General features: G+C 55.4%; 8 protein-coding genes and 1 other RNA gene. 6 read left to right on the top strand and 3 right to left on the bottom strand.

Features of this window, described 5'->3' with window-relative positions:
- Positions 1-120 precede the first annotated feature (120 nt).
- Together ydiK and rprA are read left to right on the top strand one after the other, a co-directional pair.
- Entirely contained in the window at positions 121-1,236 is a 1,116-nt protein-coding gene (gene ydiK, locus EoCCA6_RS21180; protein ID WP_152084330.1) for an AI-2E family transporter YdiK, read from the top strand.
- Positions 1,237-1,442: 206 nt separating this feature from the next.
- An RNA gene (gene rprA, locus EoCCA6_RS21175) (antisense sRNA RprA) lies at positions 1,443-1,550 on the top strand.
- A 5-nt stretch (positions 1,551-1,555) separates the two neighbouring features.
- Here the strand turns inward: rprA and EoCCA6_RS21170 are convergent.
- From EoCCA6_RS21170 to ppsA, 3 genes are all read right to left on the bottom strand, one after another.
- Positions 1,556-3,931, bottom strand: a complete 2,376-nt coding sequence (locus tag EoCCA6_RS21170; RefSeq protein ID WP_152084329.1) for a glycoside hydrolase family 3 N-terminal domain-containing protein — start codon at positions 3,929-3,931, stop codon at positions 1,556-1,558.
- 3 nt (positions 3,932-3,934) lie between these two features.
- On the bottom strand, positions 3,935-5,335 hold the full coding sequence (locus tag EoCCA6_RS21165) for an MFS transporter (protein ID WP_152084328.1): 1,401 nt from the start codon (positions 5,333-5,335) through the stop codon (positions 3,935-3,937).
- Between the two features lie 238 nt (positions 5,336-5,573).
- Positions 5,574-7,952: a phosphoenolpyruvate synthase gene (ppsA, locus tag EoCCA6_RS21160; RefSeq protein ID WP_152084327.1), complete on the bottom strand. Its 2,379-nt coding sequence runs from the start codon at positions 7,950-7,952 to the stop codon at positions 5,574-5,576.
- Between the two features lie 335 nt (positions 7,953-8,287).
- Here ppsA and ppsR point away from each other — a divergent pair, with 335 nt between their 5' ends.
- The 4 genes from ppsR (at position 8,288) to EoCCA6_RS21140 (ending at position 12,782) form a co-directional block, all read left to right on the top strand.
- A complete protein-coding gene (gene ppsR, locus EoCCA6_RS21155; RefSeq protein WP_152084326.1) occupies positions 8,288-9,121 on the top strand; it encodes a posphoenolpyruvate synthetase regulatory kinase/phosphorylase PpsR in 834 nt (277 codons plus the stop codon).
- 152 nt (positions 9,122-9,273) lie between these two features.
- The gene (aroH, locus tag EoCCA6_RS21150; protein WP_152084325.1) at positions 9,274-10,320 is read left to right on the top strand and encodes a 3-deoxy-7-phosphoheptulonate synthase AroH; all 1,047 of its coding nucleotides are present in this window, start codon (positions 9,274-9,276) and stop codon (positions 10,318-10,320) included.
- A 211-nt stretch (positions 10,321-10,531) separates the two neighbouring features.
- Positions 10,532-10,720, top strand: coding sequence for a hemin uptake protein HemP (gene hemP / locus EoCCA6_RS21145; RefSeq protein ID WP_152084324.1), 189 nt, complete (start codon positions 10,532-10,534; stop codon positions 10,718-10,720).
- A gap of 76 nt (positions 10,721-10,796) precedes the next feature.
- The gene (locus EoCCA6_RS21140) at positions 10,797-12,782 is read left to right on the top strand and encodes a TonB-dependent hemoglobin/transferrin/lactoferrin family receptor (RefSeq protein ID WP_152084323.1); all 1,986 of its coding nucleotides are present in this window, start codon (positions 10,797-10,799) and stop codon (positions 12,780-12,782) included.
- Positions 12,783-12,816 lie beyond the last annotated feature (34 nt).

The raw sequence follows: 12,816 nt of genomic DNA, 5'->3' as shown, positions 1-12,816 counted from the left end.
CTCAGCAGAATTACAGGCAGAATCCGCCTGTCAAAAATCGCTGAAATCACTAATGATTAGTAAGACGCGGTTTACGTTTCCGTCAGCCATGCTGACGTTCATTAAAGGAAAGTTTCATTTATGGTCAATCTTCGTCAGCCCAGGGATGTTGCGCAAATTTTGCTGTCGGTGCTGTTTTTAGCCATCATGATTATTGCGTGTCTGTGGATTGTTCGCCCCTTCGTGCTCGGCTTTGCCTGGGCCGCGACCGTTGTCGTCGCCACCTGGCCCTTGCTGCTGCGTCTGCAGACGTTACTGTTTGGTCGTCGCGGGTTAGCGGTGCTGGTAATGACACTGCTGCTCTTCCTGCTGTTCATTATTCCGATTGCGCTGCTGGTGAACAGCCTGGTTGATTCCAGCGGCCCGATTATTCGTGCTGTTACCAGTGGCGACCTGACTCTGCCGGATCTCGCCTGGCTTAACAGCATTCCCGTCGTCGGGGCAAAACTCTACAGCGGCTGGCACAACCTGCTGGAGATGGGTGGCAGCGCCCTGATGGCAAAAGTGCGCCCCTATATCGGCACCACCACCACATGGTTTGTGGGACAGGCGGCGCATATTGGTCGCTTTATGATGCACTGTACGCTGATGCTGGTCTTCAGCGCCCTGCTGTACTGGCGTGGAGAGCAAGTTGCGCTGGGTATTCGTCATTTTGCAACACGTCTGGCGGGTAAACGTGGCGATGCCGCCGTCCTGCTGGCTGCACAGGCCGTGCGCGCGGTGGCCCTTGGCGTCGTGGTGACGGCACTGGTACAGGCGGTGCTGGGCGGTATCGGTCTCGCCATTTCAGGCGTGCCTTACGCAACCGTCTTTACCGTCGTGATGCTGATGACCTGTCTTGCGCAACTGGGGCCATTGCTGGTTCTGGTGCCGGGCATTATCTGGCTCTACTGGACAGGCGATACCACCTGGGGGACCGTCCTGCTGGTCTGGAGCTGCGTTGTCGGCACCATGGATAACGTGATTCGTCCGATACTGATCCGCATGGGGGCTGATTTGCCGCTGATCCTGATCCTCTCAGGCGTGATTGGCGGCTTAATCGCTTTTGGGATGATCGGTCTGTTTATTGGTCCGGTGCTGCTCGCCGTGACCTGGCGTCTGTTCTCTGCCTGGGTGCATGAAGTCCCACCACCGGGAACCGATCCGGACGTGATCCTCAGCGAGCTTGAAGAGCTGGAAGACAAGAACAAGCAGTAACAGCGTTGCCGGGTAGCGTTACGCTACCCGGCTTTGATTTCCTTCAGTAATACTTAAACACCGCTAAACTATTTATTCCCTGCACACTGGTCAGACCCGCCATTTCGCCCGTAAGACTGCCATTCACTCTACGAAATCTTTACGTCTCTTTAACTATTGAGACGAATCTGATCGACGCAAAAAGTTAGCATGCCTACTATTAGGACACGGTTATAAATCAACACCTTGATTTATAAGCATGGAAATCCCCTGAGTGAAACAACGAATTGCTGTGTGTAGTCTTTGCCCATCTCCCACGATGGGCTTTTTTTTAAGCTGATTACGCGCGGCTGATACGACAGGTACTCAACATCCGCCACTCTTCAGGCAGCACCCGCGTCTCCCCACGCACATTCACCGTCACCACCTTGCGAATATCCGCTGACGATGCGCCAACCTGCAGCTCAAATTCCCCAGGTTCGACGATTCGCTTCCCGTCCCGGCGCGTGAAATTAAACATCTCGACGGGCAGCGTGAAGGTCAGCGTGGCGGTTTCACCCGGCGAAAGCGTAACGCGCTGGAACGCTTTTAACTCCTGCAGTGGCCGCACCTGCGTGGCGACTTTATCCCGCACGTAAACCTGCACCACTTCGCTACCGCTGCGCTCGCCGGTGTTAGTGATATCAACGCTCAGCACAATATCACCTTCGACAGGCACACGGTTTTCAGCCACGCGCACCTCTCCCCAGTGGAACTGCGTCCAGCCGAGACCAAAACCAAACGGATACCGCGAGCCAAAATGGAACGCAAACGGCGTACCGCCACTTTTCAGCTTGTGGTTGTAATAATAGGGCATTGCGCCCGCACTCTTCGGCACGCTCACCACCAGCCTGCCCTGCGGCTCTGCGCGCCCCGTCAGTATATCTGCAATCGCCCAGCCCCCTTCCTGCCCCGGAGCCCAGGCCATCATCAGCGCGGCGACCTTATCTTCCAGCCCCTGCAGGTTGTACGGGCGTCCACCGGTCATAACGACAATCACTGGCTTACCGGTTGCCACCAGCGCTTCCAGTAACTGCTGCTGTACGCCTGGCAGGTTCAGGCTGTCCGTATCCGAACCTTCCCCCACGGTGCCGCTCTGGAACAATCCGGCGAGATCGCCGACGCAAGCCACCACCACGTCACTCTCTTGCGCAGCGTTTACAGCGTCGGGAATCAACGCAGAACTTTGTGAAACCGGCGATTGCTGCATCGGTTTTCCGCCGCTGTCGCCAGGGAAGACCGGCGCACCCGCCATCCGTTTTTCGATGATGTGGCACCCTTTGGCATAGCGCACCTGCGATGCGCCCAGGTACTGCTCCAGCGCTGCGCGCGGGGTCGTCACCTGAGAAGTCTCTTCAACCATATCGCTGATAATCAAGTGCACCGGGAAGCTGTAGCCGCTTAGCAAGGCAAGCGGATCGTCTGCTGTCGGTCCCACTACCGCCACGCGAGGTTTGCCACCGAGGGGCAAAATGCCGTTGTTTTCCAGCAGCGTTATCGATTTTGTTGCGACATCCCGCGCAGCCTGCCGGGTAACCTCATTTTGCAGATCAATGTCATCTTCATCGACATACGGGTTTTCAAACAGTCCAAGACGGAATTTTTCAGCCAGAACGCGCGTCACAATCTCATCGATTTTCGTCATAGCGATCAGTCCGCGCTCTACCGCTTCCGCCAGGTGCCGCGCACAGTCATCTTTCGGCAGTTCAACATCCAGCCCGGCATTAAACGCCAGCGCTGCAGATTCAGCAGCATCGTGGGAAATACCGTGATGCTGGTGCAGCAGACTGACGCCACCATAATCCGCCACGATGATCCCGTCGAATCCCCACTGTTCACGCAAAACGGTTGTCAGCAGGAAGCGATCGCTGTGCCCCGGCTGATTATCAATATCGTGGTAAGCGGGCATCACCGAACCGGCATTTGCCAGCTTCACCGCCATTTCAAACGGCAGCAGGAAAGTGTCGTTCAGCTCGCTAAAACCCAGATGTACCGGCGCATGGTTGCGCGCCCCTTCGCTGAACGAGTGACCGACGTAATGCTTAAGGGTCGCCAGCAGATCGCGTTTCTTCCCCTGTAACCCTTTGACATATGCCGTTGCCATGACGCCAACCAGCCACGGATCTTCACCGAACGTCTCTTCGGTGCGCCCCCAACGCACATCGCGGGAGACATCCAGCACCGGAGCCAGCCCCTGCTGACAACCGACAGACCGTGCCTCCTTGCCAATCTGCTCAGCCGCATGCTGCACGAGGTCCGGGTCCCAGGTTGAACCGTAGTTCAGTGAAGACGGGAACAGCGTCGCGTCTTTGCACAGCAGGCCAACCAGACACTCTTCATGGAACAGCGCCGGAATGCCGAGCCGCGTCTCTTCAATCATCATGCGCTGCAGGCGGTTTGCCGCGCGCACGCCGGTTTTCGCATCGACGATGTGCGTACCCAGCGGGCGCGTGATCTGCCCAACGCCCAGCTTCAGACGCGCTTTTAGCGAAGCCTGTTCGCTGATACCGGCAAATTCATCACTCAAATCGCTCCGCTCACGGTGGTCACCATTTTCATCGAGGATCAACCAGTACGCATGCATCTGGGCAAATTTCTCTTCCGGGGTCATACGCGCCAGTAGATCAGCGACGCGCTCGTGCACGGGGCGACCCGCGTCCTTATAAATAGCCGTCATGTTTTACTCCTGTATTGCGGAATGGGTTGCCGGGCTGAAGGATTCTGCATCGGGCCGTTCGTCACGTTTGCGGGCCAGTTCCCGTGCGATGGAATCCACCAGACGACTGTTCAGTTTGTAGATGGAAAGGAGCGCGACCATGCAGAGGAACAGCGCGCAAGGTATGAGGGTAAACAGCGCATTGATGGTGGAAAGTACGTGCGGTGTCTGGGTCGTCTGGCCTGGCGCGTAATCCACCATTCCCAGAACCCAACCCACAACAGCGCCCCCCAGCGCAAGCCCAAACTTGATGGCAAACAACGCAGTTGAAAAGACCAGGCCATCCAGCCTGCGACCGCTGCGATGCTCTTCGTAATCCACCACATCCGAGAACATGGTCCACTGTAGCGGCGTGGTCAGGTTTTGAATAAAACTAAAGACGATGTTCAGGCCAAATATCAGCCAGACCTGTGACGGAGGAATGAAGAAAATCAGCGCACCGAAAATAACAAAGGAAATAATGGTCCACTGATAGGCACGCACGCGGTCATATTTCCCCAGTAAACGTTCAGATAATAATGCACCGCTTAATGACGCCACCATTCCTGAAACAATAAAAGCGAAGACCAGTTCCGGGCGCAGCAGTACATAGTTGACGTAATACATGGTCGCAGAGCCGCGCGTCACCACGGCAGTTAACAACAAAATATTAAACAGAAAAACGATACGCCACTGGCTATTTCCCGCCAGCAGTTTTAAATCGGTGAGCATGGAGCCGGAGGTATCATTACGCGGAGAATAACGTTCGCGGGTCATGAAAAAACAGCAGAAAAATAAAACGATACCCAGTAAGCCCATCAGACTCATCGCATAAAAATACCCTTTTTGCACGTTACCCTGGCCTAAATGCGAGACCAGCGGTAAGGCGATCACCGTGACGATCAACCCGCCGATAAACGACAGACCAAAGCGCCAGGACTGCAGGGAGTGGCGCTCACGCGGGTCCAGCGTCAGTGCACCCGGCATAGCGCAGTAAGGCACATTAATGGCGGAATAGATTAGGCTTAAAATGGCATAGGTGACGCAGGCATAAACAATTTTTGCCGTTGCGCCCACATCGGGAACATAGAAGGTAATGAGACAACTTACGCCAAACGGAATGGCAAACCACAGCAGCCAGGGACGGAACCGACCGTGGCGCGTCCGGGTGCGATCCACCAGCGCACCAATACAAGGGTCGACAAAAGCATCGACCGCGCGAACCACTAAAAACATGGTTCCCATAATGGCCGCGGGTAAACCGAAAACGTCCGTATAGAAATACGCAAGAAATAACGTTGCCGTTTGCCAGACCAGCGCGCTGGCCATGTCACCTAAGCCATAGCCTATTTTATCTTTGGTACGCAAAACAGAGGAGATTGTCATTGTTATATGCCTTTTTATCAGGTTAAAACGTATTTCAACCATTTCCGCATTACGTACATCTCATGCGAAGTCAAGGCTCAAGTATTAGCAACGCGTTGCGCACTAACAATTGTCTAAATTAACAGACAAATTATGATATTTGGTTTTTTGTTTTATTTGTGATGAGGTGCAAATAAGAGGAAAAATAAAAGGGTGAGGACTATCGCCTCACCCTGAGTTTTTGCAGCCCCGTAAAACGTTACTTATTCAGTTCCGCCAGGCTTAGCCAGGTTTGCACCACGGTGTCCGGGTTCAGAGACAGGCTATCAATCCCCTCCTCCATCAGCCACGCGGCAAAGTCTTCATGGTCGGATGGACCCTGACCACAAATCCCGACGTATTTACCCTGTTTCTTCGCCGCGCGAATGGACATCGACAGCAGCGCTTTCACCGCTTCGTTGCGTTCATCGAACAGCTCAGAGACCACGCCGGAGTCCCGATCCAGCCCCAGCGCCAGCTGCGTCATATCGTTCGAGCCAATAGAGAAGCCATCGAAATGTTCCAGGAACTGCTCGGCCAGCAGGGCGTTGGAGGGGATCTCACACATCATGATGATCTTCAGCCCGTTTTCGCCGCGCTTCAGCCCCTGACGCGCCAGCTCGTCAACCACCGCTTTCGCCTGATCCACGGTACGCACGAACGGGATCATGATTTCCACGTTGGTCAGCCCCATGTCGTTACGCACGCGTTTCACCGCCTCACACTCCAGGGCAAAGCAGTCGCGGAAGCTGTCAGACACGTAGCGTCCGGCACCACGGAAGCCCAGCATCGGGTTCTCTTCTTCCGGCTCGTAACGCTCACCACCCACCAGGTTGGCGTATTCGTTGGACTTGAAGTCCGACAGACGCACAATCACGCGTTTCGGGTAAAACGCTGCCCCCAGCGTGGCGATCCCTTCGGTCAGACGGCCGACGTAAAACTCTTTCGGCGAGTCGTAGCCTTTCATCATCTCGCGGATTTCGTTCTGCAGTTTCGCATCCTGGTCATCAAACTCCAGCAGCGCGCGCGGGTGAACGCCGATCATGCGGTTGATGATAAACTCCAGGCGCGCCAGACCAACGCCTTCATTCGGCAGGCAGGCAAAGTCAAACGCACGGTCCGGGTTACCGACGTTCATCATGATCTTCAGCGGCAGATCCGGCATGGTATCCACACTGGAGCTTTTCACGCTGAAGTCGAGGATATCGGCATACACGTAACCGGTATCGCCTTCGGCACAGGAGACGGTGACTTTCTCGTCGTCCTTCATGCGCTCGGTGGCATCGCCACAGCCGACAACCGCAGGAATGCCCAGCTCGCGGGCGATGATCGCCGCGTGACAGGTACGGCCACCACGGTTAGTCACGATAGCCGCAGCTTTCTTCATGATCGGCTCCCAGTCCGGGTCGGTCATGTCGGTCACCAGTACGTCGCCCGGCTGAATGCGGTTCATCTCGCTGATATCGTGGATCACTTTCACCGGACCGGCACCGATGCGGTGGCCAATCGCGCGGCCTTCCGCCACGATTTTGCCCTGCGCGTGCAGCGTGTAGCGCTCCATCACCTGACCACGAGAACGCACCGTTTCCGGACGTGCCTGCACGATAAACAACTTGCCAGTGTGACCGTCTTTCGCCCATTCGATATCCATCGGACGGCCGTAATGTTTCTCGATCTGCACCGCCTGCTTCGCCAGCTCCTGCACTTCAGCATCGCTCAGTGAGAAGCGATCGCGCTGCTCCTGCGGAACATCTTCAATCGTGACCTGCTTGCCATGCTCCTGCGTCGGGGCATAAATCATGCGGATTTTTTTCGAGCCCATGGTGCGGCGCACCACCGCCGGACGGTTTGCGGCAAGCGTTGGTTTGTGTACGTAGAATTCGTCAGGGTTCACGGCCCCCTGCACCACCATCTCACCCAGGCCCCACGCGGAGGTGATAAATACCACCTGGTCAAAGCCGGATTCGGTATCAATGGAGAACATCACGCCGGAGGAGCCGACATCAGAACGCACCATGCGCTGCACGCCAGCGGAGAGCGCCACGCCACGGTGGTCGTAGCCCTGGTGCACACGGTAGGAGATGGCGCGGTCGTTAAACAGGGAAGCAAACACATGCTTCACCGCCACCAGCACCGCATCGTAGCCCTGGACGTTGAGGAAGGTCTCCTGCTGTCCGGCAAACGACGCATCTGGCATATCTTCAGCGGTGGCAGAGGAGCGCACGGCAAAGGAGGCCTGCGCATCGTCCGCAGAGAGCTGGTTGTAGGCGTCGTGGATGGCTTTTTCCAGTTCCGGCTGGAAAGGTGTGTCGATAATCCACTGGCGGATTTGTGCCCCGGCTTTCGCAAGCTCGGTAACATCATCAATATCCGTTTTATCCAGCAGGTCGTAAATGCGCTGGTTTACGCCGCTCTGGTCTAAAAACAGGTTAAACGCATCGGCAGTTGTGGCAAACCCGTTTGGTACGGAGACACCCATACCGGACAGATTTGTAATCATTTCACCCAGGGAGGCATTTTTGCCCCCAACTCTGTCTACATCATTCATGCCGAGTTGGTTATACCAAAGCACCAGCGGTGACGAGCCATTGTTGGACATCGAAACAATCCTTTTGTGATATTTGATCGGAGTAAGAAACACCTGACTACGTATTTATACTGGCATAATTATTTGCGCTAAAAAAACGGTGAATCGTGTAAGCAATTTAAATTTTCAACTTTTCGGACACTTTCCTGTTCCGCGCTAACCCGATGATTCCTAAAGAATCCGCAAAAAACCACAGAAACAAAGCCGCTATTTGAAAAATGAAATCCACTTTTCAGGAAAATTAAAAACACCATTTCATTTATAATTAGGATAAGTTCTTTGCTGTGGTTTTAACTTTTTTAATTTATGCTTTCAGGCAATTAGGTACGCTATTCAGGGTGGATAAAATGGATAATGCTGTCGATCGCCACGTTTTTTATATTTCTGATGGTACGGCGATCACCGCCGAGGTACTGGGGCATGCGGTGATGTCGCAATTCCCCGTTTCGATTAACAGCATCACGCTGCCGTTTGTGGAAAATGAGAGCCGCGCCAAAGCGGTTAAAGATCAGATTGACGCGATTTTCCAGCAAACCGGCGTGCGCCCGCTGGTTTTCTATTCCATTGTTATCCCTGAAATTCGCAACATCATTCTGCAAAGTGAAGGTTTTTGTCAGGATATTGTGCAGGCGCTGGTTGCGCCGCTGCAGAGCGAACTGAAGCTCGATCCAACGCCAATTGCCCACCGAACCCACGGGCTGAACCCCGGTAACCTGACCAAATACGATGCACGTATCGCCGCCATTGACTACACCCTGGCGCACGATGATGGCATTTCGCTGCGCAATCTGGATCAGGCGCAGGTGATCCTGTTAGGCGTATCACGCTGCGGTAAAACGCCGACCAGCCTCTACCTGGCGATGCAGTTTGGTATTCGCGCGGCAAACTACCCCTTTATTGCCGATGACATGGATAACCTTGTCCTGCCCGCTGCGCTCAAGCCGCTGCAACACAAGCTGTTCGGCCTGACCATCAACCCGGAGCGGCTGGCCGCCATCCGTGAAGAGCGCCGCGAGAACAGCCGCTACGCCTCGATGCGCCAGTGTCGGATGGAAGTCTCTGAAGTTGAAGCCCTGTACCGCAAAAACCAGATCCCGTGGCTGAACAGTACCAACTACTCGGTAGAAGAAATTGCGACCAAAATCCTTGATATCATGGGACTGAACCGTCGCATGTACTAATATGCTAGTACATTATTTGAGATTCAGTTATCATTATGCCCATCATCGGGGCGAATTCGCCCCGAACTTGAAATCAGCAGGGATTGGTTTAAGGTGATGCCCATCACTTCCCGGTAGTCTGCCGATGAAGCAAAAAATTTCTGAGATATCCCATGAATAAAACCGACGAACTCCGCACTGCGCGCATTGATAGCCTTGTCACTCCGGCTGAACTGGCACAGCGGCATCCCGTTTCCGCAGGCGTTGCGGAACATGTCACCGCGTCCCGCCGACGCATTGAAAAAATCCTCAATGGCGAAGACAACCGTCTGCTGGTGATCATCGGGCCGTGCTCGATCCACGATCTGGATGCGGCAATGGATTACGCCAAACGCCTTCAGGGGCTGCGTGAAAAATATCAGCATCGCCTTGAGATTGTGATGCGTACCTACTTTGAAAAACCGCGTACCGTGGTGGGCTGGAAGGGGCTGATTTCCGATCCTGACCTCAACGGCAGCTACCGCGTGAATCACGGTATTGCGCTGGCGCGCAAGCTGCTGCTGCAGGTGAACGAGCTGGGCGTACCGACCGCAACCGAATTCCTCGATATGGTGACCGGACAGTTTATCGCCGATCTGATCAGCTGGGGAGCCATTGGCGCACGCACCACCGAAAGCCAGATCCACCGCGAGATGGCGTCTGCGCTCTCCTGCCCGGTCGGCTTCAAGAACGGAACGGACGGCAACACCCGTATCGCCGTGGATGCCATTCGTGCCTCCCGCGCCAGCCACATGTTCCTCTCGCCGGATAAGAGCGGCCAGATGACCATCTACCAGACCAGTGGCAACCCGTACGGCCATATCATTATGCGCGGTGGTAAAAAACCGAACTACCACGCGGAAGATATCGCCGCGGCTTGCGAAACGCTGGCCGAGTTTGATCTGCCGGAACACCTGGTGGTGGATTTCAGCCACGGAAATTGCCAGAAACAGCACCGACGCCAGCTGGATGTCTGCGATGAGATCTGCCAGCAGATCCGCAGTGGTTCCACTGCCGTTGCGGGCATTATGGCCGAAAGTTTTCTTAAAGAAGGCACCCAGAAGATTGTGGCCGGGCAGCAGATGGTTTACGGCCAGTCGATTACCGATCCCTGCCTGAGCTGGGAAGACAGCGAGCTGTTGGTGGAGAAACTGGCGGCGGCGGTTGACTCGCGCTTCTGATGTGATTGTCGGGTGGCGCTGCGCTTACCCGACCTACGGTTCGTGCCCCTCTCCCTCTCCCCGTGGGAGAGGGCCGGGGTGAGGGCATCAGGCCGCACCTCCCCTTCCAAATTTGATCCCGTCACACAATTTTCACAAAAACGCTTGCCGTGAATTTGCAGTTTATTGATAATGATTATCATTGTTACATTGATTGCTATTTATAAACATTATGTCACGTACGGCTAACAGTGCGGCAACGCCAGCAAATAACCACACAGCCTCTTCCCCCGCGCCTGGCGATCGCCGAATCGACAGCAAAACCCTGTTGGGTGACGAAGGGCGGGTGATCATCGAGCATGACGGCCAGCACTACCTGCTGCGCCAGACGAATGCCGGAAAACTGATCCTCACAAAATAAACTAAACAAAAAATACGCCAGCCACCCAGGTGATCCCCAGGCAGCCAGCGCTTTCGATTCTTAATGGAGAGTTGCTATGCCACACCTGCATTCCGCGTCTTTACGTCCGTCACTCCTGGCTCTGGCGATTGTCAGCACCCTGCCGGGCGTCGCGTTTGCTGCCACAGATGATATTACCGTCACCGCCACGGGCAACGCCCGTAGTGCCTTTGAAGCGCCAATGATGGTCAGCGTGATTGATGCTACCGCCCCGGAAAATAAAACGGCCAGCTCTGCCCCCGACCTGCTGCGTAAGGTGCCAGGCCTGACGCTGGACGGCACTGGCCGCACCAACGGTCAGGATGTCAACCTGCGTGGTTACGACCGCCGTGGCGTGCTGGTGCTGGTTGACGGCGTGCGTCAGGGCACCGATACCGGCCACCTCAACAGCACCTTCCTTGACCCGGCGCTGATCAAACGCATCGAAGTGGTGCGCGGCCCGTCTGCCCTGCTGTACGGCAGCGGTGCGCTGGGCGGCGTGATCTCCTACGACACTGCCGATGCCAAAGACCTGCTGGAGCCGGGGAAAAACAGCGGCTACCGCGTATTTGGTACGGGTGCGACCGGCGATCACAGCATCGGTATGGGTGCCAGCGCGTATGGCCGTACTGATACCCTGGACGGCCTGGTCGCGTGGTCGAGCCGCGATCGCGGTGATATCCGCCAGAGCGATGGCGCTACGGCCCCTAACGATGAATCGATTAACAACATGCTGGCGAAAGGGAGCTGGAAGATCGACCCGGCGCAAACCCTGAGCGGCTCCCTGCGCTACTACAACAACGACGCGCAGGAACCCAAAAACCCGCAAACCACCGACGCGGACGACAGCAGCAACCCGATGACCGACCGCTCCACCATCCAGCGCGACGCGCAGCTTGGCTATAAAATAGCGCCGGAAGGTAACGACTGGCTGAACGCCGACGCGAAAGTTTACTGGTCTGAAGCCCGTATTAACGCCCAGAACATCGACGGCACCGGTGAATTCCGTAAGCAGACCACCAAAGGGGGGAAAGTGGAAAACCGTACCCGCCTGTTCAGCGACTCCTTTGCCTCGCATCTGTTGACCTACGGCGGAGAGTATTACCGTCAGGAGCAGAATCCGGGTGGCACTACAACCGGCTTCCCGGAAGCAAAAATCGATTTCAGCTCCGGCTGGTTGCAGGATGAGATCACCCTGCGCGACCTGCCTGTGACCCTCCTCGGCGGTACGCGTTATGACAACTACCGTGGCAGCAGCGAAGGCTATGACGATGTCGATGCGGATAAGTGGTCATCACGTGCTGGGTTAACCGTCAGCCCAACCGACTGGCTGATGCTGTTCGGCTCTTACGCACAAGCGTTCCGCGCGCCGACGATGGGCGAGATGTATAACGACGCCAAACACTTCTCCATCGGCAGTTTCTACACCAACTACTGGGTGCCAAACCCGAACCTGCGTCCGGAAACCAACGAAACCCAGGAGTACGGTTTTGGTCTGCGCTTTGACGATCTGATGCTCGCCAACGATGCGCTAGAGTTCAAAGCCAGCTACTTTGATACCAAAGCCAAAGACTACATCTCCACCACCGTCGATTTTGCGGCAGCGACCACCATGTCCTATAACGTCCCTAACGCCAAAATCTGGGGCTGGGACGTGATGGCGAAATACTCTGCCGACCTGTTCAACCTCGACGTGGCCTATAACCGCACGCGCGGAAAAGACACCGATACGGGCGAGTACATTTCGAGCATTAACCCGGACACCGTGACCAGTAAGCTGGATATTCCGGTGGCGCAAAGTGGCTTCTCCGTGGGCTGGATCGGTACCTTTGTCGATCGCTCAACGCATATCAGCAGCAGCTACAGCAAGCAGCCTGGCTATGCGGTTAATGACTTCTACGTGAGCTATCAGGGTCAGGAGCAGTTCAAAGGCATCACCACCACTCTGGTGCTGGGCAATGCCTTCGATAAAGAATACTGGTCTCCTCAGGGTATTCCGCAGGACGGCCGTAACGGTAAGATTTTTGTGAGTTATCAGTGGTAATCCCCTCGCCCCGGTTCGCCGGGGCATTTATCCG

Origin of the sequence: Enterobacter oligotrophicus (genome assembly GCF_009176645.1) — a bacterium.
In the GTDB taxonomy this organism is placed as follows: Bacteria; Pseudomonadota; Gammaproteobacteria; order Enterobacterales; family Enterobacteriaceae; genus Enterobacter; species Enterobacter oligotrophicus.
The sequence above is the reverse complement of the archived record's forward strand: the minus strand, read 5'-3'. Positions and strand labels throughout refer to the sequence as shown.